The following is a 24150-nucleotide window of genomic DNA, read 5'->3' on the forward strand; positions in this document are numbered from 1 at the left end:
TCCGGCTAGATGGTGACGCCGACCGTCACCGGTTCGTTGACCAGTGTGACGCCGAAGGCCTCGCGGACGCCGGCGACCACCTCGCGCGCCAGGGCGAGCAGGTCCTCCGTGGTGGCCTCGCCGCGGTTGGTGAGGGCGAGTGTGTGCTTGGTGGAGATACGGGCGGGACCGGTGCCGTAGCCCTTGGTGAAGCCGGCCTTGTCGATCAGCCAGGCCGCGGAGGTCTTGACGCGGCCCTCCCCGGCCGGGAAGGCGGGCGGCTCGGCGCCGGCGCCGAGGCGCTCGTCCACGCGTGCGCGGAAGGCGGCGAACTCCTCGTCCGTGAGGATCGGGTTCGTGAAGAACGACCCGGCCGACCAGGTGTCGTGGTCCTCGGGGTCCAGGACCATACCCTTGCCGGCACGCAGCTTCAGCACGGTGTCACGCGCTTCGGCCAGCGGCACCCGCTCGCCGGGCGCCACGCCGAGGGCGCGGGCCGTCTCGGCGTAGCGCAGGGGTGCGGAGAGCCCGTCGGCGTTCTCCAGCTCGAAGCGGACGCGCAGGACGACGTACCGCTCGGGCTCGGCCTTGAAGCGGCTGTGGCGGTAGGAGAAGCAGCAGTCGGCGTTGGTGAGGGTGATCGTCTCGCCGGACCTGCGGTCGTACGCGATCACCTCGTTGATCGTGGAGGAGACCTCCTGGCCGTACGCGCCGACGTTCTGGATGGGGGTGGCGCCCGCCGAGCCGGGGATGCCGGCCAGGCACTCGACGCCGGCGAGTCCGGCCTCGACGGTGCGGGCGACGGCGTCGGTCCAGATCTCGCCGGCCGCGAGCTCCAGCGTCGTGCCGTCGAGGGAGAGGCCGCGCGTGGCGATGTGCACGGCGGTGCCCTCGAAGCCCTTGTCGCCGATGACCAGGTTGGATCCACCGCCGATGAGCAGCAGGGGCGTGCCGGTGTCGTCGGCCTCGCGGACGGCGTCGATCACCTCGGCGTCGGTCGTGGCCGTGACCAGCCGGGTCGCCGGTCCTCCCAGCCGGAAGGTGGTGAGCGGGGCGAGGGGGGCGTCGTGGAGTTCCTGCACGCGCTCAAGACTACGAGACCGCACTGACAGCCCCGGGAGCGGGAAACGCCCCGACCGGTCGGCCGGGGCGTTTCCGTCCTCGTGTCCCTCCGCACCCGACCCTCACTTCAAGCGCTCTCGCACCTCCGCCCAGCTCACCGGGAGCTCGTCGCTCGGTGCCGGCCAGGAGGCGAACTTCGAGTCCCGCATCTGCGCGGACAGCCCGCGGGAGGTCGGCGCGTGGCTGCCGGAGTGGGCGAACGCTTTGAGGGCCTCGGGCGACTCCCAGGCGGACAGTGTCCAGAAGGTCCGCTTGAAGGGCTCCGCCTTCAGGGAGGCGCCGTACGCTCCGGGCGCGCCCCTGACCTGGCGCCACACGCCCGGCGTGCGCGCCAGGAACTTCAGCGCTCCCCACAGCGTGCGGGTTGCGAAGCGGGAGGCGAAGACGTGGACCTCGGTGGCCTGCGGCGGCCGGTTCGGCTCGGTCCAGGGGAGGGTGGGCATCTCGGGCTCCGTTTCGTGGTTCGTTCCGCGGATTGTTCGGTGGTTCGTTCCGTGGTTCGTTCCGTGGTTTGTTCGGTGGTTTCGTCCGGGTGCTGTCCGGCGTCGCGTCCGGGCGTTGTCCGCCGTCCCCGTCCGTGTGTCGTCCGGGTGCTGTCCGGCGTCGCGTCCGGGCGTCGTCCGAGTGCTGTCCCGGCGTCGTCCGGGTGCTGTCTCTCGGATGCCAGGCGGTCAGTGGGAGGACGCTTCGCCGGTCGCGACGAGCGCCGGCTCGGTCGCCGCCTTCGGCCGGTGCCCGTCCGTGGGACCGTGCCCGTCCGTAAGACCGTGTCCGTCCGTCAACCCTTGCTCCTCCGTCGGCGCGTGGCCGTCCCGGCGGCGGGACGGGATCAGCAGGGCCGCGACACCGCCGAGGGCCACCACCCCGGCGCCCACCGCGACCGCGGGCCGCAGCCCGTCGACGAAGGACTGCCCGGACTCGTAACCGCCCTGCGCCGCGAAGATCGAGGCCATGACCGCGATGCCGAGCGCGCCGCCCACCTCGCGCAGGGCGTTGTTGGTGCCGGAGGCGACGCCGTGCTCCTTCGGGACGACGCTGGACATCACCAGGGCGGAGGCTGGGGCGAAGAACAGGGCCATGCCGATGCCGCTGAGGACCAGACCGGGCAACTGGACGGCGTAGGAAGCGTCTGCCGTGATCACGGAGGCGAGGTAGCCGAGGCCGGCCGCCTGGAAGAAGAGCCCGGCGGCGACGACCGGGCGCCCTCCGATGCGGTCCGACAGGATGCCGGCGATCGGAGCGACGAGCATCGGCATGCCGGTCCAGGGCAGCATGCGCAACCCCGCCTCGGTGGGCGTGTAGCCGAGCACGTACTGCATGTACTGGCTGAGCAGGAAGATCGAGCCGAACATCCCCAGGAACATCAGCAGGCTCGCCGCGTTGATGCCGGAGAAGGCACGGGACCGGAAGAGCCTCATGGGGAGCATGGGGTTCTTGCTGTTGATGCCGTGATGGACGAAGCCGGCCAGCAGCGCACCACCGGCGAACAGGGCGGTCAGCACCACGGGGCCGGTCCAGCCGTCCACGGGGCCGCGGATCAGGCCGTAGACGATGCCGAAGAGCCCGCCACTGGCGAGCAGCGTGCCGGGGACGTCGAGCGGGGCGCCGGTTCCGTACGACTCGGAGAGGCGGAGGCGGGCGAGCGGCAGCAGGGCGAGCCCCAGCGGAACGTTCAGCCAGAAGATCCACTGCCAGGAGATGTGCTCGGTGAGGCTGCCGCCGACCAGCGGGCCGGACGCCACGGCGAGCCCGTTGACGGCGCCCCAGATTCCGTACGCCATTCCACGCCGTTCGGCGGGTACGGCAGCCGTCAGCAGGGTCAGTGTCAGCGGCATCATGATCGCCGCGCCGACGCCCTGGGCCGCGCGGGCGGCGATGAGCGAGTCGATGCCGGGAGCGAGGGCGGCGGCTGCGGAGGCGCCGGTGAAGACGGTGAGACCGACCACGAAGAGCCTGCGGCGGCCGAAACGGTCGCCGAGGGCCGCGCCGAACATCAGCAGCACCGCGAAGGTGAGCGTGTAGGCGCTCACGGTCCATTCCAGGTCGTGCAGTTCTCCGCCCAGGTCCTCCCGGATGGCGGGCAGGGCGGTGGTGACGACGAGATTGTCCAGGGCCGCCATGAAACCGGCGACGCTGGTGATGACGAGGGCCCAGCCTGCTCCCCCGCGACGTGCGCTCTGCTGTGACATCTCTCCCCCAGAGGGTGCTCACTGCTTGCGGTCTATTTGGTTAGTAATTACTGACTAACTTTCTGGGGCAAACGAAAGGGCCTGATCCGGCAGCGCCCCGCGGACCCGCACGCAGCCGTCCTCCGCACCCGTGCGTCAGCCCACGTGCCCCTACGCGCCGCCTCCCATGTCCCGCTTGACCTGCGCCGACATGTGAAGGCCGTCCCAGATCCGGTGCTCCGGTGGGAAGCCCATGCCGGCCAGTGTGTTGATGAGCATGCCGTACGCCATGAAGGTCGTCGTCTCGTTGACATCGCCGCCGAGCGGCAGACGCACGGCGTCCCAGAGGTCCAGCCAGCCCTTGCGGACCATCTCGCCGAACTCGTGATCCCCCGCCGCCTCCGCCGCCGCGACCGTGACGTACACCTGCAACTGCATCTGGAGCCGCTCGGGCTGCTCGCTGATCAGTCGCGTGTAGGCCTCGGCCATGGCCTGCAGGGCGTCCTCGCCGTGCAGCCCCTCGGACGCCACCTCGAAGACCCGGCGGGTGTCCTGGAGGCAGCGCTCCGCCACCGCCAGGAAGAGCGCCTTCTTGCTCGGGAAGAGCCGGAATAGGTACGGCTGGGAGACTCCCACCCGCTTGGCGATGGCATCCGTGGACGTGCCGTAGTAGCCGCCCCGGGCGAACTCGCTCATCGCCGCGCGAATGACGCTCTCACGCCGCTCCGCTGCGCTCATCCTGACCATGCGAGTAAGTTAGTACTCAATCACTAACTACGTCAACTGCTCCAGGAACTACCTCGACAACACGTCGACAGCTTGACCGGGTGCGCTGCTTGCGCTGCGCGCCCCGCTCCTCCCGCAACGACGGCGCCACGCCGTCTCACCGGATGTCGTAGGCCAGGTGCGTCGCGTTCGACGTCGGGGTCACGCCGCGTTGCACCAGCGTGCGGGGGACTTTGCCGGTGAACAGCGGCGTCCCGGCGCCCAGTACCACGGGGGCGAGGTGCAGTGTCAGGCCGTCGACCAGCCCGGCGTCGAGGGCCGAGCCGATCGTGGCGCCGCCGCCCATGAGGACGACGTCGAGGTCCTCGCCTCGGTCCGACGCAGCGGCCTCGGCACGCCGGCGCGCGGCGGCGAGGGCGTCGGGCATACCGGTGGTGACGAACGTCCAGTCGAGGCCGGTGAGCCGCACCGACTCCGGCGGCGAACTCGTCAGGACGACGAACGCGGGCTTGCCGACCTCGGCGGCGCCGTAGCCGGTCGTTTCGTCCCAGCCGTTCGGCCCGTCGACCAAGTCGAAGAGCCGGCGGCCGAGGACGACGGCGCCCGAGCGGGCGGTCGCCTCGCGCAGGACCCGGCGGTCGTCCGGGTCGTCGGAGAACGCCCAGGTGTGCAGGGCCTCTCCGCCGGTGCCCAGACCGGCGAGCGGGCCGGGGTCGGGCCCGGTGACGAACCCGTCGAGAGAGACCGAGATGTCAGCGATGATTCGGGTCATGTCAGGGCAGACTCGATCCGCTGCCCGAACTCATCGGTCACCCAGAACCGCGAGGCCGGGGGCCGGACGGGCCCCGTCGGCGTCTGTCGCCCGGGCCCCGTCCGCGTCTGTCGCCCCCGCGTCCATCGGCGTCTGCCGCCCCCCGTCGGGCCCTGTGGCCTTCCGCCGCCCCCTGTCGACCCGTCGGCCCCTCTCGGCCCCGCGGCCCCCATCGCCCCCCATCGCCCCCCATCGCCCCCAGGAGCAGCGACCGCCTGCCGACGGCGGCCTCAGGCGAGTCGTACGACCGCCCGGGACATGCCGAGGACCTTCTGGCCGGCGCTGGTGGCGGTGAGGTCGACGCGGACCGTGTTGTCGTCGAGTTTGGCCGCGACCTTGCCGCTGACCTCGATCACGGCACCCTGCTCGTCGTTGGGGACCACGACGGGCCGGGTGAACCGGACGCCGTACTCCACGACCGCACCCGGGTCGCCGGTCCAGTCGGTGACCACACGGATCGCCTCGGCCATGGTGAACATGCCGTGCGCGATGACGTCCGGCAGACCCACCTCCTTGGCGAACTTCTCGTTCCAGTGGATCGGGTTGAAGTCGCCGGAGGCGCCCGCGTACCGCACGAGGGTGGCGCGGTTCACGGGGAAGCTCCGCGCGGGCAGTTCCGTGCCGACCTCGACGTCGCCGTACGCGATCTTCGCGGACTGTGTCATGGGATGCTCACGCCTCCTCGGCCGCGCGGGCCACGAGCTTGGTCCAGGCGGTCACGACGTGCTCGCCGGCCTCGTCGTGAACCTCGCCGCGGATGTCCAGGATGTCGTTGCCCGCCATCGACTTGACCGCCTCGATGGTCGAGGTGACCGTGAGCCGGTCGCCCGCACGCACCGGACGGACGTAGGCGAACCTCTGGTCGCCGTGCACCACCCGGCTGTAGTCCAGACCGAGCTGCGGGTCCTCGACGACCTGACCCGCCGCCTTGAACGTGATCGAGAACACGAAAGTCGGCGGAGCGATCACATCCGGATACCCGAGCGCCTTCGCGGCCTCCGTGTCCGTGTACGCCGGATTGGCGTCCCCCACCGCCTCCGCGAACTCGCGGATCTTCTCCCGGCCCACCTCATAGGGCGCGGTCGGCGGATACGTCCGCCCCACGAACGACTGGTCGAGCGCCATGGACTCGCAACCTCCTGCTGCTCTCTGCGGCTGTGGGTGAGCTGTGGGTGAGTTATGGGTGGCCTGCGGTTCCGGTGCAGGCACCGGAACCGCAGGCCAAAACGACACGAGGCCGCCCCCAAGCTTCGGGGACGGCCTCGTGTACGAGCCTGTTTTTATCGCGTTTCGCGGTGCGCGGTGTGCGCGTTGCAACGCGGGCAGTGCTTCTTCATCTCCAGTCGGTCCGGGTTGTTACGCCGGTTCTTCTTGGTGATGTAGTTCCGCTCCTTGCACTCCACGCAGGCCAGCGTGATCTTCGGGCGGACGTCGGTGGCAGCCACGTGAGTGCTCCTTGACGAACGGATTGATGGTATTAACGCAGGAAAGAGTAGCCGATTGAAGGACCGACCCCGCAATCGGCTACTGAAAGTAGCGGTGACCGGACTTGAACCGGTGACACAGCGATTATGAGCCGCTTGCTCTACCGACTGAGCTACACCGCTGTGATGCGATCGGGCCCCGCCTCGCGACGGGAACCTCTCACACCAGAGCCCCAAAACGGAATCGAACCGTTGACCTTCTCCTTACCATGGAGACGCTCTGCCGACTGAGCTATTGGGGCGAGCGATGAAGACATTACACGGTCGCCCGCCGATCGCCCAAATCCGTTTCGCCGCCCCTGCCCCAACCCGTCCCCGTCGCGCCCCGGCCGCCGTCCCCGCCCTGTGGCCAGGCCCGTCGGCCCGCCCGCCCGCATGCACTGGGGCGCCTCCCGCGGGTCCTCGGCACGGCGGACCGCACCGGTACGACTATTGCGCTCCTCCGCGCTCCGGGCTGATCACCGTCCTAGGCTCGCCTCACTCTGCGTGATCTTGCGTCCCACCACTGCGCAGTCCCGAGCCCAGAGGAGCGCGATGCCCGACAGCCAGCCGCAGCCGCCCCACTCGCCCTCCCCCTCGGGCCCAGCCGACCGCGGCTCGCTCCTGCTGTCCGGGGCGCGGCTCACCGACGGCCGGACCGTGGACGTACGGCTGTACGGCGGGCGCATCGAGGCGGTCGGCACGGCCGGCAGCCTCACCGCGGCGCGCCCGTCCGGCCCCGGCACCCGCGTGGACCTCACCGGCTACCTGCTCCTCCCCGCCCCCGCCGAACCTCACGTCCACGGCGACACCGCGCTGACGGCCGACGCTCCCGGCCCCGTCTCCTACGACCCCCAGGACGTCCAGCGCCGGGCCACCGAGGCCGCCCTGCTCCAGTTGGGACACGGGGCGACCGCGCTGCGGGCCCACGTGCGCGTGGGCGACGTCGCGGGGCTCGGCGCGCTGACCGCCGTACTGCGGGCGCGGCGCTCGCTGCGGGGGCTGGCCGAACTGACCACGGTGGCGATGCCGAGGGTGCTGACCGGTGTGGCCGGGGCCGACGGACTGGCGATGCTCCGGGACGCGCTCAAGATGGGCGCGGACGTGGTGGGCGGGTGTCCGGACCTGGACCCCGACCCGACCGGTTACGTTCAGGCGGCTCTGGAGGTCGCCGCCGAGCACGGCTGCCCGGTCGACCTGCACACGGACGCCGGCGACCCGGCGCGGCTGGCCCGGCTGGCGGCGATGGCGGGCGGGCTGCGCCCGGGAGTGACGTTCGGCCCGGTAGGCGGCCTGGGCCGGCTGCCCGCCGAGGCCGCCTACCGGGCCGCGGACCACCTCGCGGCGGCCGGGGTGACGGTGGTGTGCCTGCCGCAGGGCGCCTGCGGGGCCGTCGGCCACCGTGACGGCACTGCTCCGGTACGGCTGTTGCGCGCGGCCGGGGTGCGGGTCGCCGCCGGGAGCGGTGCGCTGCGGGACGTGTCCAACCCGGTCGGACGCGGTGACCCCCTGGAGGCGGCCTACCTGCTGGCCTCGTGCCAGGGGCTGGGCCCCGAGGACGCGTACGACGCGGTGAGCGCGGCGGCGCGGGCGGCCCTGGGCCTGCCCGCGGTACGGGTCGAGGCGGGCTTCCCGGCCGAACTCCTCGCGGTACGCGGGGACCGGCTGGCGGGGGCGCTGTCACTGGCGTACAGCCGGATCGTGGTGCACCGGGGACGCGTGGTGGCGAGGACCAGCGCGGTACGGGAGTACGGCGACTCGACGACCGCGACGGACCTGGGGCTGCCTCGGCAGGGACGGGGCGAGCGCGGGGAGTGCGGGGAAGCGTCCTGACGGGCACGGCGGGCGTCCGGCGGGATTCGGATACGGGATACGAGATACGGGATTCGGGATTCGGGCGTCCAGTGCCGGGGGCGTGCGTCCGATGTGTGTCGACTGCGGGTGTCAGGTGCGATACGGGCGCGGAAGGGAGCGCGCCCAAGGCGTGCCGGCTGCCGGTGTCAGGCGGGCTACGGGCCGGCGCCCGGCGCGTGGTGGGCCGCGGGACGCGGGCTGCGGGCTGCGGGCTGCGGGCTGCGGGCTGCGGGCTGCGGGCTGCGGGCTGCGGGCTGCGGGCTGCGGGCTGCGGGCTGCGGGTGGAGCATGCGGCAGGTGAGGTGGCATGCGGCCGAAGTCGTGCGGCGCGAGCGGCCGTCGGGGCGTACGGTCGAAGGCATGCGCATTGTCATCGCTGGTGGTCATGGTCAGATCGCGCTGCGGCTGGAGCGCTTGCTCGCCGCGCGCGGTGACGAGGTGGCGGGCATCATCCGCAAGGCGGAGCAGGCCGACGATCTGCGTACGGCCGGCGCCGAACCGGTCGTGCTCGACCTCGAGTCGGCCTCCGTCGAGGAGGTCGCCGAGCGGCTGGAGGGCGCGGACGCGGCGGTCTTCGCGGCCGGCGCGGGCCCTGGCAGCGGGGCGGCCCGCAAGGACACGGTGGACAAGGCGGCGGCGGTCCTCTTCGCGGACGCGGCGGTCCGGGCGGGCGTGAGGCGCTTCGTGGTCGTGTCCTCCATGGGCGCCGACCCGCACCACGAGGGGGACGAGATCTTCGACGTCTACCAGCGCGCCAAGGGCGAGGCCGACGCGTACGTGCGCTCGCTGGACGGGCTGGACTGGACCATCCTGCGACCGGGCGCCCTGACGGACGACGCCGGCACCGGCCTGGTGCGCCTGGAGGCACACACCGGCCGAGGTCCGGTCCCGCGCGACGACGTGGCCGCCGTACTGGCGGAACTGGTCGACACCCCGGCCACGAACGGCCTGACCCTGGAGCTGATCAGCGGTTCGACGCCCGTGTCGGTGGCGGTGAAGTCGGTGGCCGGGAACTGAGAACGCGGGGCGCGCGGGATGCCCCGGCTCGGACGGTCAGAACAGCGGCAACTGCCCGGGGAAGTCGGGGACGACGTACCCGTCGAGAGACGGCTGCACCGCACCGAGTTGCGCAGGCCGACGCGACCCCGGGCAGGAGACGAGCTCACCACTCCCCCGCGCCCCGGATGGATCATGACGCGCGTACCGCCCCGCGACGACGGCGATCTCGCGACGGCACTCGGGGCAGGTTCTGCGACGGGAGGACGAGGCGGCCATGGCACCAGTCTGCCCGCAGCGCGAGCCCCGCTTCGGGCGACGTATGACGCCAACCCATGACGAGAGGCCCCGTGACCTGCTGTTCGGGCAGGTCACGGGGCCTCTCGTTCCCGTGTGGCGGCGCCAGGATTCGAACCTGGGAAGGCTGAGCCGGCAGATTTACAGTCTGCTCCCTTTGGCCGCTCGGGCACACCGCCGGGGTTCGCTGCCCGTCGAACCGTCTTTCGGCGGTGCTCTGTGGCAACGACGTAAACAATACCTGATGTGGAGGGGTGCTTCGCCACCCGATTGATCGCCGCTCGAGTGGCGGCGGGTGGCTAGGCTGGTCCGAATGCGACCGAGGGCCCCCGCGGGGCTCGGCGGCCGCCGTTGTACGCCGGTACGGACCCGATACGCGGCCCGGCACGCACCCAGATACCCCGACACGCACCCAGATACAAGGAGCCACAGGACATGGCCGACTCCAGTTTCGACATCGTCTCGAAGGTCGAGCGGCAGGAGGTCGACAACGCCCTCAACCAGGCCGCCAAGGAGATCTCGCAGCGCTACGACTTCAAGGGCGTGGGCGCCTCGATCTCCTGGTCCGGCGAGAAGATCCTTATGGAGGCCAACTCCGAGGACCGGGTGAGCGCCGTACTCGACGTCTTCCAGTCCAAGCTGATCAAGCGCGGCATCTCGCTGAAGGCTCTGGACGCGGGCGAGCCCCAGCTCTCCGGCAAGGAGTACAAGATCTTCGCGTCGATCGAGGAGGGCATTTCCCAGGAGAACGCGAAGAAGGTCGCCAAGCTCATCCGCGACGAGGGCCCCAAGGGCGTGAAGGCCCAGGTGCAGGGCGAGGAGCTGCGGGTCACTTCCAAGAGCCGGGACGACCTGCAGGCCGTGATCGCGCTGCTGAAGGGCCAGGACTTCGACTTCGCGCTGCAGTTCGTGAACTACCGGTGAGCCGCTGAGCCGGCGGCTCGACGACGCGTGGGACGCCTGGAACGCGTGGGACGAGCCCCCTTACCAGGAAGGGTGGGCCCGTACGGTGCCCGCCCTTCCTCGTCTGCCGGCTCGCCGGCCGGCCGTGATTCCGGCGTGCTCAGTCGCGCGAGTTGCCGAACAGGAGCCGGTAGGCGACCAGAAGCACCAGGGAACCGCCGATGGCCGCCGCCCAGGTGGCACCGTCGTAGAAGTCCTTGCTGACCGGGTGGTCCAGCCAGCGGGCCGATATCCAGCCGCCGATGAACGCCCCCGCGATGCCGATGAGGGTCGTACCGACGAGCCCTCCCGGGTCGCGGCCCGGCAGCAGGAATTTGGCGATGGCTCCGGCCAACAGTCCGAGGATGATCCAGCCGATGACGGTCATGCCGTGTCCCTGCCCTTTCTCGCTGTGCCCGCGCTGTCCCAGTGCTGTGGGCTCGTTCCTCCGCGCGTGTTCGTGTCCTGCTGGTGAGGAAGACGTTCCGATCGCACCTGGTGGTTGCGCTGATCGGTGGGGTGCGACCGCCTGCCGGGGTCCCGTTGGCCGTATCGCGTCTCAGGATGCCCGTACGGGCGTCGTACGCGGCGTCGTGGGCCTTCTCGCCGTGCGTATGGGGAAGTCGGTCCACGGGGCCAGCTCCAGCCCCTCATTGGCCTCCTCGTACCAGCCCGTGCCTTCGACCCAGGCGCGCAGCCAGTCCGTGAGGCTCGGGGCGTCGATGAACCAGGCCTGGTCGACGTCGCCGGGGTTGGGTTCGAAGAGCAGGACGGTGGCCTGCCGGGAGCGGCAGTCCACGCAGGCGTACATCGCGCAGCCCCAGTGGGATATCGGCAGGACTCCCTCGGGCCAGGGCCAGTCGGGATCCTTCTGACCGCCCTCGCGGTTGGCGAGGTATTGGGCCACCGCGGCGGGCTCGCCCGAAGGCGGGCTGTCGAGCAGGGGCAACAGGCCGTACTCGGGGCCGAAGCCACCGTCTCCTATCCGCAGGTACAGCTCGGCGAGCAGCGGTGGGAGGGCGAAGCCCAGGGCGGCCTCGGCACGGGCGGACGTCGCCTCGTCGACGGGCTCGGGCAGGGAAGCCCAGCCCCACGGACGGGTGTTGCGTGCCTTGGCGGCCACCCGTGCCAGCAACTGCTCGTTCTCGGTCATGGGCTCATGATGCAGGTCGCCACTGACAGCCGGGCGGGCCTGTGGACAACCCGTGGTCTGTGGAGAGCCGCGGCTCCTACCAGCCGGTCCGCTGGGAGGTGCCGGTGGCCGTGAACGGCTGGTCCGTCCGCACGATCTCGCGTCCCATCGGGAGCAGCGAGACCGGGATCAGCTTGAAGTTGGCGATGCCGAGCGGGATGCCGATGATCGTGACGCACAGCGCGATTCCGGTGACGATGTGGCCGATGGCAAGCCACCAGCCGGCGAGGATCAGCCAGAGCGCGTTGCCGATGCAGGAGGGCGCTCCCGCGTCGCGGCGCTCGACCGCCGTGTACCCGAAGGGCCACAGAGCATAGACACCGATGCGGAAGGCCGCGATGCCGAACGGGATTCCGATGATCGTGATGCAGAGCAGCGCACCCGCGACCAGGTAGCCGAGGAACAGCCAGAAGCCGCTGAGCACGAGCCAAATGACGTTGAGGATGGTCTTCACTGCTGACGACCTGCCATCTTTTCGAGTCGGGCGATTCGCTCCGCCATCGGCGGGTGGGTGGAGAACATTCTCGAGAGTCCCTGTCCCGGCCTGAAGGGATTCGCGATCATCATGTGGCTGGCGGTCTCGATCCTGGGCTCCGGGGGCAGCGGAAGCTGCTTCGTGCCGAGTTCGAGCTTGCGCAGGTCGCCGGCGAGGGCGATCGGGTCCCCGGTGAGCTGGGCGCCGGAGGCATCGGCCTCGTATTCCCTGGAGCGGCTGATCGCCAGTTGGATGACGGTGGCGGCGAGCGGACCGAGGATCATGATGAGGAGCATGCCCAGCAATCCGGGTCCGTCATCGTCGTTGGAGCGTCCGATGGGGATCAGCCAGGCGAAGTTGACCAGGAACATGATCACGGAGGCCAGGGCCCCGGCGACGGAGGAGATCAGGATGTCGCGGTTGTAGACGTGGCTGAGCTCGTGCCCGATGACGCCGCGCAGCTCGCGCTCGTCGAGCAGGCGCAGGATGCCCTCCGTGCAGCACACGGCCGCCTTGCGCGGGTTGCGGCCGGTCGCGAAAGCGTTGGGTGCCTCCGTCGGCGAGATGTACAGGCGCGGCATGGGCTGGCGTGCCTGGGTGGAGAGCTCACGGACCATGCGGTACAGCGCCGGGGCCTCGAATTCGCTGACCGGCCGTGCGCGCATCGCGCGCAGTGCGAGCCTGTCGCTGTTCCAGTACGCGTACGCGTTCGTGCCCAGGGCGACGAGGACGGCGACGACGAGCCCCGCTCGGCCGAAGAAGCTGCCGATGACGATGATGAGCGCGGACAGTCCCCCGAGGAGTACTGCGGTCCTGAGCCCGTTGTGCCGGCGGTGCACGGTACGCCCTCCAAGTGGTGCAGCAGGGGAACCCTTTGCTTGCTGGTGTCGCTCGCTGTGGTGGCTTCCTGGTCTCCGGCGCCACCGGTGCCGTGGCGTCACGTCCAGTGGACCCTTCTGTACAGGTCAACGCCAGGCGGGGGTCGCCAGTTCCCCGGCGGCTACGGCAGCGCGCATGGTCCGAACGGGTGACGGCCACGGTGTCCGGCACGCGCGCGTGGAGGGTGGTTACCGCACGCGTGCCCGAAGCGGCTGCCGCTCAGAAGAGGCCGGTGCCGGCGAAGCGCAGGATGAGCTGGGGTGCTCCCGAGAGGGCGACGGCGAAGACAGCGGTGACGGTGATCGCCGCCGTGAGAGGTGCGGGGACCTGGTGCTTCTCGGTCGCGTCCTCGGGTGCCCGGAACAGCAGAGTCGTCCACTGGAGGTAGTAGAACAGCGCGATGACGACGTTGACCGCCATGACGACGGCCAGCCAGCCGAGCCCCGCGTCGACGGCCGCGGCGAAGACCGTGACCTTGGCGAAGAGGCCGATGATGCCGGGCGGCAGTCCGGCGAGGCAGAGCAGGAAGAACGCCAGGAGCAGGGCCGTCAGCGGGTTGGACGTGTAAAGGCCGCGGTAGTCGGCGACACGGTTCTGGGACTTCGTACGGGCCACGAGTGCGGCCACCGCGAAGGCTCCGAGGTTCACCGCCGCGTACATGAGGGCGTAGGCGACGGTGGAGCCGATGGAGCGTTCGGGGTCGTCGGAGTACGCGGCGGCGGCGATCGGCACCAGGAGGTAGCCGGCCTGCCCGACGGACGACCAGGCGAGCAGGCGTACCGCGCTGTACGCGCGCGTGGCCTGCTGGCGGAGGGCTCCGACGTTGCCGACCGTCATGGTGAGCGCGGCCAGTGCCGCGAGAGCCGGCCCCCAGACGTCGGCGTAGGACGGGAGGGCGATGACGGTGACGAGGATCAGGCCGGTGAAGCCGACCGCCTTGCCGACCACGGACAGGTAGGCCGCGACCGGCAGGGGCGCGCCCACATAGGTGTCGGGCACCCAGAAGTGGAAGGGTACGGCGGCCGTCTTGAAGGCGAAGCCGACGAGGGTGAGGACGACGCCGGTCTGGACGAGCGTGGTGAGCTGCCCGTCGACGTGCTGGATGCGTTCGGCCACCTGGGTGAGGTAGAGGGTGCCGGTGGCGGCGTACACGAAGCTGACGCCCATGAGGCTGACCGCGGTGGCGGTGACCGATGACAGGAAGAACTTCAGCGCCCCCTCGGAGGACCGCCGGTCGCCCTGTCGCAGGCCCACGAGGGCGAAGGCGGGCAGGGAGGCGACCTCCAGGGCGACAATGAGGGTCGCGAGGTCGCGCGAGGCGGGCAGGAGAGCGGCGCCGGCCGCGGAGGAGAGCAGCAGGAACCAGAACTCGCCCTCCGGGAGCCCTCGGTCGGCGTCCTTGACGGCGGTGACCGAGAGCAGGGCGGTCAGGAGAGCCCCGCCGAGGACCAGGAACTGGATGGCGAGGGTGAAGGTGTCCGCGGTGTAGCTGCAGACGTCGGCGTCGCCGGTCAGGCAGAACGTCGAGCGGTCACCGTTCACCAGGGGCAGCAGCATGAGCGCGGCGGCGGCGAGTCCGGCGACCGACACCCAGCCGAGCAGCGGCTTGCGGGCGTCCTTGACGAACAGGTCGGCGACGAGTACCAGGAGGCCGACGACGGCCGCGATGGTGGGCGGCGCGATGGCGAGCCAGTCGACGGACTGGACGAGGTTCTGGGCCGGTGGCGCCGCCACGAGCTGGACCGGGGAGCTCATCGGGTGCCTCCTGAGAGGAGCTGCTGCACGGCCGGGTCGGTCAGCCCGAGGAGGACCTTGGGCCAGAGTCCGGCGACGACGGTGAGGGCGACGAGCGGCGTCCAGGCGGCGAACTCGTACGTGCGTACGTCGGTGAGCTTCGGGGCTTCCCTCGGTACGGCGCCCATGCAGACGCGGCGGACCACGATCAGCATGTACGCGGCGGTCAGGAGGGTGCCGAAGGCGGCGACGGCCATGAAGGTGAGGAAGGCGGGGCGGCTGAGGCCCTCGTGGGGGTCGAAGGCACCGAACAGGGCCAGCATCTCGCCCCAGAAGCCCGCCAGGCCCGGCAGACCGAGCGAGGCCACCGCGGCGAAGGCGAGCAGTCCGCCGAGGCGCGGCGCCTTGCCGTACAGGGCGGCTCCGGTCTCCTCGGCGAGGGTGTCGAGGTCGGTGGTGCCGGTGCGGTCCTTGAGCGCGCCGACCACGAAGAAGAGCAGGCCGGTGATGAGGCCGTGGGCGATGTTGGCGAACAGAGCGCCGTTCACACCGGTCGGGGTCATGGTCGAGATACCGAGCAGGACGAAGCCCATGTGGCCGACGGAGGAGTAGGCGATGAGGCGCTTGAGGTCGCCCTTCGCGCCCCGTTTGGCGAGAGCCAGGCAGGCCAGGGAGCCGTAGATGATGCCGACGACGGCGAAGGCGGCGAGGTAGGGCGCGAAGGTGTGGAAGCCGTCCGGCGCGGCCGGGAGGAGGATCCGGACGAATCCGTACGTGCCCATCTTCAGCAGGACGCCGGCCAGCAGGACCGAACCGACGGTCGGCGCGGCCGTGTGGGCGTCGGGCAGCCAACTGTGCAGCGGCCACATCGGGGTCTTCACCGCGAGCCCGATCCCGATCGCCAGAACGGCGATGACCTGCACGGATGTGGTCATCGACCGGCCGTTGTCAGTGGCGAGTGCCACCATGTCGAATGTGCCCGCCGTGATTCCGATCAGGAGCAGGCCGAGCAGCATGACGACGGAGCCGAGGAGCGTGTAGAGGATGAACTTCCAGGCGGCCCCGGCCCGTCCCTCGCCGCCCCAGCGGGCGATGAGGAAGTACATCGGGATGAGGACCATCTCGAAGGCGAGGAAGAACAGGATCAGGTCGAGGACGGCGAAGGTCGCGAGGGTGCCGGACTCCAGGACGAGCAGCAGTGCGACGAAGGCCTTCGGGCTCGGGCCCGAAGGCATCTTGAAGTACGTGTAGAGCGCGCAGAGGAAGGTCAGCAGCGCGGTCAGGACCAGCAGGGGGAGGGAGATGCCGTCGATGCCGAGGTGGATGCGCACGTCGAGTGCGGGGATCCAACTGATGTCCGTGGCGGCCTGCATCTTCGCCGGATGGTCGTGGTCGAAGCCGAGTACGAGGGCGATCGCGGCGATGAGGACGGCCCCGGTGACGGTGACGCCGTGCCGGAGGACCGCCTGGTCGGGCGATTTCCCCTTCAGCCCGGGCGGGGCCGGCAGGAGAGCGGCGGCGGCACCGAGGAGCGGGCCGACGACGACGAACGCGAGAAGGAACTGCATCACGGACTCGTTGATATCGATCACGCCTGCTCACGCTCCCGTGGCGACGAGGACGGCGGCGACCGCGAGGACGACGGTGCCGGCGAGCAGCGCGCTCACATAGGTCTGCACATTGCCGGTCTGGGCCCGCCGTACGGCGTCGCCGAGCCGGCGGGGCAGGGCGCCTGCCCCGCGCACGTAGGTGTCGACGACCTCGCGGTCGAGGAACCGGACGAGGCTCGCGCCGGCCTGCACCGGGCGGACGAAGAGGGCCGTGTACACCGCGTCCAGGTGGAAGCCGACGGCCGCGTGCCGGTGCAGCGGCCCCAGCAGGAGCCGTCCGGGGTCCGACGGGTCGGGGGCGTAGGCGATGTTTCCGTAGGCGGGCTGGTGGCTGGCGATGGCCTCGGCCTCCACCAGGGCGGCGTCGCCCTCCGGGTGGGCCGCCACGGCGCCCAGTGGAGGGCGGCCCGCGAGGGCCGTGGTGTGGCGCCAGGCGGCGTAGGTGACGATGCCGCCGACCAGGGCCACACCCGTGCCGAGCACGGAGGTGGTGAGGGTGGGGGTGAGGTCGTGGCCGTCGAACCAGTCGGGCAGCAGGCGGAAGGCGAGTCCGCCGAGGGCGAGTGAGGGGATGGCGAGGACCCAGAGCACGGCGTTCATGACCAAGGGCTGCTTGCCGTGGTCGGGGGCCTCGGCACCCCGTCCGCGGAAGGCCAGCAGCCACAGACGCGTCGCGTAGGCGGCGGTGAGCAGGGCCGTGAACAGGCCGGCGAGGAGGACGGTCCACCCCGCGGTGCCGGGCGCTTGCTCGGTGTGGCCGGTGGCGACGTGCTCCGCGACACCGAGGACGGACTCCTTGGAGAAGAAGCCGCTGAAGGGCGGGATCGCGGCGAGGGCGAGCAGCGCCACGGTCATCGTCCAGTAGGCGTCCGGGACGCGGTCGCGCAGGCCTCGCATGCGCGACATGGCGGCCAGCGAGTTGGTGCCGGCGGCGTGGATGATCACGCCGGCGGCGAGGAACAGCAGCGCCTTGAAGGCGCCGTGCGAGAGGAGGTGGAAGACGGCGGCACCGCGGTCGCCGGCGGCGAGGGCGCCGGTCATGTAACCGAGCTGCCCGATGGTCGAGTAGGCGAGGACGCGCTTGATGTCGTCCTGGGCGAGCGCGGCGAGCGCCGAACCGACCATCGTGACCGCGGCCATGACGGCGAGGACGATCATCGCGGCGTGCGAGGCCTGGAAGAGCGGAAGAAGCCGGGCGACGAAGTACACGCCGGCGGCGACCATCGTCGCGGCGTGGATCAGCGCGGAGACGGGCGTCGGGCCCGCCATCGCGTCGGGGAGCCAGGTGTGCAAGGGGAACTGCGCCGATTTGCCCGCGACACCGGCCAGGAGCAGCAGGGCGATCAGCGTCGGATGGTCGAGCGAGCCGTTCGCGACCGCGCCGAGGATCTTGGTGATGCGGAAGGAGCCGGCCTCGGTGGCCAGCGCCAGCAGGCCGATCAGGAAGGGGACGTCACCGAGTTTCGTCACCAGGAAGGCTTTGAGGGAGGCGGCGCGGGCCTCCGGGGTCTCCCAGTAGTGGCCGACCAGGAAGTACGAGCAGATGCCCATGATCTCCCAGCCGACCAGCAGCACCATCAGGTCGCCGGAGTAGACGACGAGGAACATGGCGGAGGTGAACAGGGAGACGAGAGCGGCGTAGGAGGCGTAGCGGGGGTCGTCGCGCAGGTAGCCGGTCGAGTAGATCTGCACACAGGTGGCGACGCAGCCGACCAGTACGGCGACGAGGGCGGCGAAGCCGTCTATGTGCAGGGCGAGTTCGACGGGCACCGAACCGGTCGGCGTCAGCTCGGTGACGGCGTCGACGGCCCGGCCGCCGCCCTGGCGGGAAGCGACCAGTACGGCGAGGACGAGAGCCGCCAGTGTCGGAAGGACGGCGAGCGGGCGGACGAACCCGGGCGCCGTACGGCCCAGCAAGAGGCCGGCGGCTGCCCCGAGGAAGGGGAGGAGGGGGACGAGTACGGCGAGGGTGGTCGTGGTCACGCGGTGGCCTCAGCCTTCTCGGCGGCCGTCCCGGTCGCGGGGGCATCGGTTTCGGGGCCGTCGGGGTCCTCGCCGTCGGGGCCCTCGGCGGTGTCGCGGAGCTTGTCGATGTCCGACGTGCCGCGGTTGCGGTGGACGGCGAGCACGATCGCCAGGCCGATGCCGATCTCGGCGGCCGCGATGGCGATCGTGAACAGGGTCAGGGCCTGGCCGGAGTGCAGGGTCTCCTCGGCGGCCTTGCTGAGCCAGACGTCGAAGGCGACCAGGTTGAGGTTGACGGCGTTGAGCATCAGCTCGACCGACATCAGGACCAGGATCGCGTTGCGGCGGGCGAGGACGCCGTACAGACCCGTGCAGAACAGGAGGACGGACAGAACGGCGGGATAGGCGAGGTGCATCAGCGGACACCACCCTGGTCGCCACCGTCCGGGCCGGTCGGCCGGTCGGCTTCGGTCGTACGGCTGGTGTCAGCTACTCGGCGGGGGGCGGGTGCACGATCGGCGCCGGGTGCGCGGCCGGAGCCGGGGCCAGGTGCGCGGTCGGAGCCGGGTGCGCGGCCGGAGCCGGGGCCAGGTGCGCGGTCGGAGCCGGGTGCGCGGCCGGAGCCGGGGCCAGGTGCGCGGTCGGAGCCGGGTGCGCGGTCCCCCTTGGCCTTGCGGGAGAGGACGATGGCGCCGACCAGGGCGGCGAGGAGGAGGACGGAGAGGGCCTCGAAGGGGAGGACCCAGTTCTGGAAGAGGCTCGCCCCGGTCACGGCTGCGGAACCGGCGGCCGGTCCGTCCAGGTCGATCCAGGTGGTGCGGAAGGCGTCGACGACGACCCACACCAGGGTCGCGGCGGCGGCCACGGCCACGGTGAGGGCCGCCCAGCGGTTGCCGGAGTCGGCGTCCGCGGACCGGCCGATGGGTGCCCTGGTGAGCATCAGGCCGAACAGGATGAGGACGACGACGGCACCGACGTAGATGAGGACCTGCACCCACGCGATGAACTCCGCGGTGAGCAGGAGGTACTCGACGGCGAGCCCGCCGAGGGCCGCGACCAGCCACAGGGCGGCATGGACGAGCTGCCGCGTGGTGACGGTGACGACGGCGGCGCCGAGGGTGACGAGGCCGACGAGGAGGAAGGCGATCTCTACCCCTGTCGGGGAGAGGAAGCCGTGGGAGGCGGCGGCCCTGGTCGTGGAGTCCGCGACGAGGTGCCCGACGGTCGTGGCGGGGGTCAACTCCTGCCCTCCTGCTCCGGCTGGTCCGACGTGGGCTGTGCCTGATCCGACGTCGTCCTCGGCTGGTCCGTCTGCTGCTTGGAGTCACCCATCGGGCGGGTGGGCCGCTCGGCGGCGCGGGCCTGTTCGTCGGCGGCGCGCGCCTGCTGGTCGGCGGCGGAGGCCTGTGCGTCGGCGGCGGAGGCCTGTGCGTCGGCGTGCGGTTCGGTTGCCCGGGGCGCGTCCTGCTGCGCCGCCTCTTGTCGGGCCGTCTGCTGCTGGGCGGCCAGCTTGTCGGCCGTCTTGCCGGCGGCGACGAGTTCCTTCGGTTCCTCCGCGCCGGGATCGAGGGCGGGCGGGGCCGGGACCGTCCACATCCACTCGCGGAGCTTGTCGCGTTCGTGGGTGAGGTCACGGATGTCGGTCTCGGAGTACTCGAACTCCGGGGACCAGAACAACGCGTCGAAGGGACAGACCTCGATGCAGATACCGCAGTACATGCACAGGGAGAAGTCGATGGCGAAGCGGTCGAGGACGTTGCGGCTGCGGTCGCGCCCACCGGGGGCCGCCGCCGGGACCGTCTCCTTGTGGGAGTCGATGTAGATGCACCAGTCCGGGCACTCGCGGGCGCACAGCATGCAGACCGTGCAGTTCTCCTCGAACAGACCGATCACACCCCGGGTGCGGGGCGGAAGCTCGGGCTGGGCGTCCGGGTACTGCTCGGTGACGGTCTTCCTCGTCATCGTGCGGAGCGTGACGGCCAGGCCCTTGGCCAGGCCCGAGCCGGGGAGCGGACGGCGGGGCCGCCCGGAGGACGTCGTTGACGGGCGGTGTTCGGGCGAGGGGCGGGACATGGTTACTGAATCACCACCTTGACGACGCCGGTGACGGCGATCTGGGCGAGAGAGAGGGGGACGAGGAGAGTCCAGGAGAGCCTCTGGAGCTGGTCCTCGCGCAGGCGCGGATAGGTCACACGCAGCCAGATCACGACGAAGGCGAGAACGGCCGTCTTCAGCAGGGTCCACACCCAGCCGAGCCCGTCGGCGCCCCAGGGACCGTGCCAGCCGCCCAGGAAGAGGACGGTGGTGAGCCCGCACAGGACGACGATCCCGGCGTACTCGGCGAGGAGGAACAGGGCGAAGCGCAGACCGGTGTACTCGGTGTAGGCGCCGAAGATGATCTCCGAGTCGGCGACCGGCATGTCGAAGGGGGGCCGCTGCAGTTCGGCCAGCCCGGCGACGAAGAAGACGATCCCGCCGACGATCTGCCAGGGCAGCCACCACCACTCGAAGGCATCGAGGATGCCGACGAGTGAGACGGTGCCGGCCGCCATGGCCACCGAGGCCGCGGTCAGCAGCATCGGCAGTTCGTACGCGAGGAGCTGGGCTGCGGTGCGCAGGCCGCCGAGGAGGGAGTACTTGTTGGCGGAGGCCCAGCCGGCCATGAGCGAGCCGAGGACGCCCACGCCCATGACGGCGAGGACGAAGAAGATGCCCGCGTCGACGACCTGGCCGACCGCGCCCTCTCCTGGGCCGATGGGGATGGCCAGGAGAACCAGGAGGTACGGCAGGAGGGCGACTGCGGGGGCGAGCTGGAAGATACGGCGGTCCGCGGCGGCGGGGACCACGTCCTCCTTCTGCGCGAACTTCACGCCGTCCGCGACGAGCTGGGCCCAACCGTGGAAGCCACCCGCGTACATCGGGCCGAGGCGGCCCTGCATGTGGGCCATCACCTTGTGCTCGGTCTGGCCGACGAGCAGGGGGAAGGTGAGGAAGACGACGAAGACGACGAGGAGGCGCAGGGTGACGTCGAGCGCGTCGTTCACTGCTGGCCTCCTGGGGGGTTCGGGCGGTTCTGATTCTGGGGGTTGTCGGGGGCGTCGGGGCCGTCGGGGTCGTCGGGGTCGTCGGGGGTGGCGGCTTGGTTGGAGGCGCCGGCCTCGGTGGGGGCGCCGGCCTCGTCCGGGGTCTGCGGCTGCTCACCTGAGGGCTGCGGCTCTCCGGCGGCCTGCGGCTCGCTGAGGGCCTCCGGCTCTTCCGAGGGCTGCGGCTCGCTGGGGGCCACCAGCTCTTCCGAGGGCTGCGGCTGACCAGCGGCCCGTGGCGCGTTGGTCGTGCCGGGCCGGTCGGAGGTGCCGGGCCGGTCGGAGGTGCCGGGCCGGTCGGAGGTGCTGGGCTGGTTCGAGGTGCCGGGGCCGTTCGAAGCTTCCGTCCCGTGAAGCCCGTGAAGCCCGTGAAGCGACTCCGGCTCGGACTCGTCGAAGGCGGGACGGGCGTGGTGCCACGGGGCGTCCGGGCTGCGCGGTGTGGAGGGGGCGGCCTTCGGGGCCGGTTCCCCGGTGCGCGGCGATGTGGCGGACTCGTCGCCGACCGGGGTGGCGGGACCGGTAGCCGTCTGGTCGGGCGTCCCGGCGTCGGAGGTGGAACGCTGCCTCGCCGAGCCCTCGGACGCGCTTCCGACACGGCGGGACCCCGCGGTGCCGCCCGATCCGGCCCGCTGCGACGCCGAGCCCTCACCGGCGCTGCGCGCGCGTCGAGTCCGAGTCGGCGGCGCGGTCGCCCCTCCGACGTCCGGTCCGGCCGTTCCCTGTCCTGCCGACGCCTGCTCAGCCGCTCCCTGTCCTGCCGAGGCCGGCTCAGCCGATTCCCGCCCGGTCGTACCGTGCGCACCCGGCCCGTGCGCACCCGGCCCGTGTTCGGCCGTTCCCTGCTCGGCCGTTCCCTGCTCGGCCGTACCGTGCGCACCCGGTCCGTGCTCAGCCGATGTCCGCCCGGCCGTTGCCTGCTCAGCCGGTCCCTGGCCGGCCGGCGTATCCGCGGTGGGCTGGTCCGTCGGAGCGTCCGTCCGCTGGGACGCCGAGCCCTCGCTCGCGCTCCGCGCACGCCGGGCCGGCGGGGCAGCCGAGGGTTCGGCTGCCGGGGGTGTCTGGCCGACGGAGCCCTGCGCCGCCGTGCGGGAGCGGCGGGGGGCGGCGGGGGTGCCGGGCGCCGTCTGACTGACGGAGCCCTCGCCGGCCGTACGGGTCCGACGGGCCGGGCGGTCACCTGCCGCGCGGGCCGGACGCTCCCCCGCCGCCCGTCCCGCTCCACGGGCGGGGCGGGCCGGAGCGGGAGGCAACTGGCCCTTCAGCGGGCCCCACTCGTTGGGGTCGGGCACGCCGGGCGGCAGCATCTGGCGGCGCCGGGGGCCACCGTGATCGGACTCGCCCGGCTCCTTGGCCCCGGGCCAGGCCTTGGCCACGCGGGCGGCGAGTACGAAGTCCTTGCGCAGGGGGTGGCCCTCGAAGCCCTCCGGCAGGAGCAGGTGGTCCAGCGCGGGGTGGTCCTCGAAGGCGATGCCGAACATCTCGTGGGTCTCGCGCTCGTGCCAGGCCGCGCCGGCGTACACCGCGACGGCGGTGGGCAGGGCCGGGGCCTCGTGCGGGACCGTCGTACGCAGGAGCAGTCGGCGCACGGGCCCGAGGGCCACGACGTGCGCCGCGACGCGGAAACCCGTGCCCGGTTCGTCGACGGCGCTCAGCCAGTCGAAGTACGTGCAGCCCAGCCGGTCACGCGCGGTCTCCAGGGCGGAGATCCAGGACGCCGGCGGCACGTCCACGGTGAGGACGTCGTACGACTCCTCGGCCGTGGCCTGCGTACCGAAGAGCTCCTCGGCATCGTCGGGCAGCCAGCCGACCGCGGTCATCGGGCCTCCCAAGAGCCCGAGGCCCGGTCCGCGGCGGAGCCCGGGGCCGTGCCCGGGGCCGTGCCCGGGGCGGGCGGCCGCACCAGGCCGCTCCGCAGCGTGGCCGCCGACGGCCGGGGCGTCGTGCCGTACCGCTCGCCCAGCGACTCCCGCGCGATCTTCTCCTGAAGCTTCAGGATTCCCTGGAGCAGCGCCTCGGGGCGCGGCGGGCAACCGGGGACGTAGACGTCGACCGGGATGATCTGGTCGACGCCCTTCGTCACGGAGTAGGAGTCCCAGTAGGGGCCGCCGCAGTTGGAGCAGGCGCCGAAGGAGATGACGTATTTCGGCTCGGGCATCTGCTCGTACAGGCGCTTGACGGCCGGCGCCATCTTGTCGGTCACCGTGCCGGACACCACCATCAGGTCGGCCTGGCGGGGACCCGGCGCGAAGGGGATGACCCCGAGCCGGATGAAGTCGTGGCGGGCCATCGACGCGGCGATGAACTCGATGGCGCAGCAGGCGAGGCCGAAGTTGAAGACCCAGAGGGAGTACCGGCGGCCCCAGTTCAGGACGACCTTCATCGGCTCCGGGGCGAGGCGTGCGAGGGTGCCAAGCCGCTTGGGCTCGGGGAGCGGCACGGGTTCGGCGGGGTTCACGTCCACGACAGGACGCCCTTCTTGTATGCGTAGAGCAGGCCCACGGCGAGGAAGCCGAGGAAGATGAACATCTCCACGAGGGTCGTCGCTCCGTATCCAGGATCGGCGAAGACCGTCGCCCAGGGGAAGAGGAAGATCGAGTCGACCGCGAAGATGACGTAGAGGAACGCGTAGACGTAGTAGCGGACCTGGGTGTGGGCCCAGCCCTCGCCGACGGGATCGACACCGCACTCGTACGTCAGCAGTTTCTCCGGAGTCGGGACCACGGGCCGCAGCAGGCGCCCGGCCCCGAACGCGACGGCGACGAAGAGCACGCCCACGACGGCGAGCAGCCCGACGACCGAGTAGGACTGGAAATAGTCCGCGGCGAGCGCGACGGTCGGTTCCGGCACGTGC

The 24150-nt window shown here is 71.4% G+C and carries 26 protein-coding genes and 3 tRNA genes; 3 read left to right on the forward strand and 26 right to left on the reverse strand.

Annotated features, from left to right (window positions below; genetic code table 11):
- Positions 1 to 5: 5 nt before the first annotated feature.
- The 10 genes from B1H29_RS15165 to B1H29_RS15210 form a co-directional block, all read right to left on the reverse strand.
- Positions 6 to 1085: a UDP-N-acetylmuramate dehydrogenase gene (locus B1H29_RS15165; RefSeq protein ID WP_267891948.1), complete on the reverse strand. Its 1080-nt coding sequence runs from the start codon at positions 1083 to 1085 to the stop codon at positions 6 to 8.
- Positions 1086 to 1163: 78 nt separating this feature from the next.
- Complete coding sequence (locus tag B1H29_RS15170) at positions 1164 to 1544, reverse strand: DUF3291 domain-containing protein (protein ID WP_055418398.1); 381 nt, start codon at positions 1542 to 1544, stop codon at positions 1164 to 1166.
- Positions 1545 to 1772: 228 nt separating this feature from the next.
- Positions 1773 to 3290, reverse strand: coding sequence for an MFS transporter (locus B1H29_RS15175; protein ID WP_055418399.1), 1518 nt, complete (start codon positions 3288 to 3290; stop codon positions 1773 to 1775).
- Positions 3291 to 3440: 150 nt separating this feature from the next.
- A complete protein-coding gene (locus B1H29_RS15180; protein WP_055418400.1) occupies positions 3441 to 4016 on the reverse strand; it encodes a TetR/AcrR family transcriptional regulator in 576 nt (191 codons plus the stop codon).
- Between the two features lie 136 nt (positions 4017 to 4152).
- Positions 4153 to 4767, reverse strand: coding sequence for a dihydrofolate reductase family protein (locus B1H29_RS15185; protein WP_055418401.1), 615 nt, complete (start codon positions 4765 to 4767; stop codon positions 4153 to 4155).
- Between the two features lie 269 nt (positions 4768 to 5036).
- Positions 5037 to 5471 carry a MaoC family dehydratase gene (locus tag B1H29_RS15190; protein WP_055418402.1) on the reverse strand — a complete coding sequence of 145 codons (435 nt, stop codon included), beginning with the start codon at positions 5469 to 5471 and terminating at the stop codon, positions 5037 to 5039.
- Between the two features lie 7 nt (positions 5472 to 5478).
- Complete coding sequence (locus tag B1H29_RS15195; RefSeq protein WP_055418403.1) at positions 5479 to 5931, reverse strand: MaoC family dehydratase N-terminal domain-containing protein; 453 nt, start codon at positions 5929 to 5931, stop codon at positions 5479 to 5481.
- Between the two features lie 155 nt (positions 5932 to 6086).
- Positions 6087 to 6251 (reverse strand): 50S ribosomal protein L33, encoded by a 165-nt coding sequence (gene rpmG, locus B1H29_RS15200; protein ID WP_003948671.1) that lies wholly within the window; start codon positions 6249 to 6251, stop codon positions 6087 to 6089.
- Positions 6252 to 6340: 89 nt separating this feature from the next.
- A tRNA-Met gene (locus B1H29_RS15205) sits at positions 6341 to 6413 on the reverse strand.
- A 46-nt stretch (positions 6414 to 6459) separates the two neighbouring features.
- Positions 6460 to 6532 (reverse strand) — tRNA-Thr (locus tag B1H29_RS15210).
- A gap of 292 nt (positions 6533 to 6824) precedes the next feature.
- Here B1H29_RS15210 and B1H29_RS15215 point away from each other — a divergent pair.
- Together B1H29_RS15215 and B1H29_RS15220 are read left to right on the forward strand one after the other, a co-directional pair.
- The gene (locus B1H29_RS15215) at positions 6825 to 8102 is read left to right on the forward strand and encodes a hydrolase (RefSeq protein WP_055418404.1); all 1278 of its coding nucleotides are present in this window, start codon (positions 6825 to 6827) and stop codon (positions 8100 to 8102) included.
- 381 nt (positions 8103 to 8483) lie between these two features.
- Positions 8484 to 9140 (forward strand): SDR family oxidoreductase, encoded by a 657-nt coding sequence (locus B1H29_RS15220; RefSeq protein ID WP_055418966.1) that lies wholly within the window; start codon positions 8484 to 8486, stop codon positions 9138 to 9140.
- Positions 9141 to 9176: 36 nt separating this feature from the next.
- Here the strand turns inward: B1H29_RS15220 and B1H29_RS39335 are convergent, their stop codons facing one another.
- Both B1H29_RS39335 and B1H29_RS15230 read right to left on the reverse strand, forming a co-directional pair.
- Positions 9177 to 9398, reverse strand: coding sequence for a hypothetical protein (locus B1H29_RS39335; RefSeq protein WP_079160235.1), 222 nt, complete (start codon positions 9396 to 9398; stop codon positions 9177 to 9179).
- Positions 9399 to 9513: 115 nt separating this feature from the next.
- Positions 9514 to 9595: transfer RNA gene (locus B1H29_RS15230), tRNA-Tyr, on the reverse strand.
- Between the two features lie 256 nt (positions 9596 to 9851).
- Here B1H29_RS15230 and B1H29_RS15235 point away from each other — a divergent pair.
- On the forward strand, positions 9852 to 10340 hold the full coding sequence (locus B1H29_RS15235) for a YajQ family cyclic di-GMP-binding protein (protein WP_055418405.1): 489 nt from the start codon (positions 9852 to 9854) through the stop codon (positions 10338 to 10340).
- 139 nt (positions 10341 to 10479) lie between these two features.
- Here B1H29_RS15235 and B1H29_RS15240 read toward each other — a convergent pair whose 3' ends face one another.
- From B1H29_RS15240 to B1H29_RS15305, 14 genes are all read right to left on the reverse strand, one after another.
- Complete coding sequence (locus tag B1H29_RS15240; RefSeq protein WP_055418406.1) at positions 10480 to 10746, reverse strand: GlsB/YeaQ/YmgE family stress response membrane protein; 267 nt, start codon at positions 10744 to 10746, stop codon at positions 10480 to 10482.
- 171 nt (positions 10747 to 10917) lie between these two features.
- The gene (locus B1H29_RS15245) at positions 10918 to 11511 is read right to left on the reverse strand and encodes an SMI1/KNR4 family protein (RefSeq protein WP_055418407.1); all 594 of its coding nucleotides are present in this window, start codon (positions 11509 to 11511) and stop codon (positions 10918 to 10920) included.
- Between the two features lie 76 nt (positions 11512 to 11587).
- Positions 11588 to 12004, reverse strand: coding sequence for a YccF domain-containing protein (locus B1H29_RS15250; RefSeq protein ID WP_055418408.1), 417 nt, complete (start codon positions 12002 to 12004; stop codon positions 11588 to 11590).
- The gene (gene htpX / locus B1H29_RS15255) at positions 12001 to 12864 is read right to left on the reverse strand and encodes a zinc metalloprotease HtpX (protein ID WP_079160236.1); all 864 of its coding nucleotides are present in this window, start codon (positions 12862 to 12864) and stop codon (positions 12001 to 12003) included. The genes B1H29_RS15250 and htpX overlap by 4 nt, the downstream gene beginning before the upstream one ends.
- Before the next feature lie 259 nt (positions 12865 to 13123).
- Positions 13124 to 14659 (reverse strand): NADH-quinone oxidoreductase subunit N, encoded by a 1536-nt coding sequence (locus B1H29_RS15260; protein WP_055418410.1) that lies wholly within the window; start codon positions 14657 to 14659, stop codon positions 13124 to 13126.
- Entirely contained in the window at positions 14656 to 16230 is a 1575-nt protein-coding gene (locus B1H29_RS15265) for a complex I subunit 4 family protein (RefSeq protein WP_055418411.1), read from the reverse strand. The genes B1H29_RS15260 and B1H29_RS15265 overlap by 4 nt, the downstream gene beginning before the upstream one ends.
- A gap of 6 nt (positions 16231 to 16236) precedes the next feature.
- The gene (locus B1H29_RS15270) at positions 16237 to 18231 is read right to left on the reverse strand and encodes an NADH-quinone oxidoreductase subunit 5 family protein (RefSeq protein WP_055418412.1); all 1995 of its coding nucleotides are present in this window, start codon (positions 18229 to 18231) and stop codon (positions 16237 to 16239) included.
- Complete coding sequence (nuoK, locus tag B1H29_RS15275; RefSeq protein ID WP_055418413.1) at positions 18228 to 18629, reverse strand: NADH-quinone oxidoreductase subunit NuoK; 402 nt, start codon at positions 18627 to 18629, stop codon at positions 18228 to 18230. The genes B1H29_RS15270 and nuoK overlap by 4 nt, the downstream gene beginning before the upstream one ends.
- The gene (locus B1H29_RS15280) at positions 18629 to 19453 is read right to left on the reverse strand and encodes an NADH-quinone oxidoreductase subunit J family protein (RefSeq protein ID WP_055418414.1); all 825 of its coding nucleotides are present in this window, start codon (positions 19451 to 19453) and stop codon (positions 18629 to 18631) included. The genes nuoK and B1H29_RS15280 overlap by 1 nt, the downstream gene beginning before the upstream one ends.
- The gene (locus tag B1H29_RS15285) at positions 19450 to 20175 is read right to left on the reverse strand and encodes a NuoI/complex I 23 kDa subunit family protein (RefSeq protein WP_234393018.1); all 726 of its coding nucleotides are present in this window, start codon (positions 20173 to 20175) and stop codon (positions 19450 to 19452) included. The genes B1H29_RS15280 and B1H29_RS15285 overlap by 4 nt, the downstream gene beginning before the upstream one ends.
- Positions 20176 to 20288: 113 nt before the next feature.
- Positions 20289 to 21257: a complex I subunit 1/NuoH family protein gene (locus tag B1H29_RS15290; protein ID WP_055418416.1), complete on the reverse strand. Its 969-nt coding sequence runs from the start codon at positions 21255 to 21257 to the stop codon at positions 20289 to 20291.
- Positions 21254 to 23116 (reverse strand): NADH-quinone oxidoreductase subunit C, encoded by a 1863-nt coding sequence (locus B1H29_RS15295; protein ID WP_055418417.1) that lies wholly within the window; start codon positions 23114 to 23116, stop codon positions 21254 to 21256. Before B1H29_RS15295 ends, B1H29_RS15290 begins: the two co-directional genes overlap by 4 nt.
- The gene (locus B1H29_RS15300; RefSeq protein ID WP_055418418.1) at positions 23113 to 23760 is read right to left on the reverse strand and encodes an NADH-quinone oxidoreductase subunit B; all 648 of its coding nucleotides are present in this window, start codon (positions 23758 to 23760) and stop codon (positions 23113 to 23115) included. The genes B1H29_RS15295 and B1H29_RS15300 overlap by 4 nt, the downstream gene beginning before the upstream one ends.
- Positions 23751 to 24146, reverse strand: coding sequence for an NADH-quinone oxidoreductase subunit A (locus tag B1H29_RS15305; RefSeq protein ID WP_055418419.1), 396 nt, complete (start codon positions 24144 to 24146; stop codon positions 23751 to 23753). The genes B1H29_RS15300 and B1H29_RS15305 overlap by 10 nt, the downstream gene beginning before the upstream one ends.
- Positions 24147 to 24150: the final 4 nt, after the last annotated feature.

Source organism: Streptomyces pactum (assembly GCF_002005225.1).
GTDB classification, from domain to species: Bacteria; Actinomycetota; Actinomycetes; order Streptomycetales; family Streptomycetaceae; genus Streptomyces; species Streptomyces pactum_A.

Excerpts from the sequence above, each read along its gene's own strand:
- B1H29_RS15240 (WP_055418406.1), bottom strand. The coding sequence starts at position 10,746 with ATGACCGTCATCGGCTGGATCATCCTCGGACTGTTGGCCGGAGCCATC.
- nuoK (WP_055418413.1), bottom strand. The coding sequence starts at position 18,629 with ATGCACCTCGCCTATCCCGCCGTTCTGTCCGTCCTCCTGTTCTGCACG.
- B1H29_RS15245 (WP_055418407.1), bottom strand. The coding sequence starts at position 11,511 with ATGACCGAGAACGAGCAGTTGCTGGCACGGGTGGCCGCCAAGGCACGC.
- B1H29_RS39335 (WP_079160235.1), bottom strand. The coding sequence starts at position 9,398 with ATGGCCGCCTCGTCCTCCCGTCGCAGAACCTGCCCCGAGTGCCGTCGC.
- B1H29_RS15180 (WP_055418400.1), bottom strand. The coding sequence starts at position 4,016 with ATGGTCAGGATGAGCGCAGCGGAGCGGCGTGAGAGCGTCATTCGCGCG.
- B1H29_RS15260 (WP_055418410.1), bottom strand. The coding sequence starts at position 14,659 with ATGAGCTCCCCGGTCCAGCTCGTGGCGGCGCCACCGGCCCAGAACCTC.
- B1H29_RS15220 (WP_055418966.1), top strand. The coding sequence starts at position 8,484 with ATGCGCATTGTCATCGCTGGTGGTCATGGTCAGATCGCGCTGCGGCTG.
- B1H29_RS15195 (WP_055418403.1), bottom strand. The coding sequence starts at position 5,931 with ATGGCGCTCGACCAGTCGTTCGTGGGGCGGACGTATCCGCCGACCGCG.
- B1H29_RS15175 (WP_055418399.1), bottom strand. The coding sequence starts at position 3,290 with ATGTCACAGCAGAGCGCACGTCGCGGGGGAGCAGGCTGGGCCCTCGTC.
- B1H29_RS15235 (WP_055418405.1), top strand. The coding sequence starts at position 9,852 with ATGGCCGACTCCAGTTTCGACATCGTCTCGAAGGTCGAGCGGCAGGAG.
- B1H29_RS15190 (WP_055418402.1), bottom strand. The coding sequence starts at position 5,471 with ATGACACAGTCCGCGAAGATCGCGTACGGCGACGTCGAGGTCGGCACG.
- B1H29_RS15285 (WP_234393018.1), bottom strand. The coding sequence starts at position 20,175 with ATGACGAGGAAGACCGTCACCGAGCAGTACCCGGACGCCCAGCCCGAG.
- B1H29_RS15170 (WP_055418398.1), bottom strand. The coding sequence starts at position 1,544 with ATGCCCACCCTCCCCTGGACCGAGCCGAACCGGCCGCCGCAGGCCACC.
- B1H29_RS15185 (WP_055418401.1), bottom strand. The coding sequence starts at position 4,767 with ATGACCCGAATCATCGCTGACATCTCGGTCTCTCTCGACGGGTTCGTC.
- B1H29_RS15215 (WP_055418404.1), top strand. The coding sequence starts at position 6,825 with ATGCCCGACAGCCAGCCGCAGCCGCCCCACTCGCCCTCCCCCTCGGGC.
- B1H29_RS15295 (WP_055418417.1), bottom strand. The coding sequence starts at position 23,116 with ATGACCGCGGTCGGCTGGCTGCCCGACGATGCCGAGGAGCTCTTCGGT.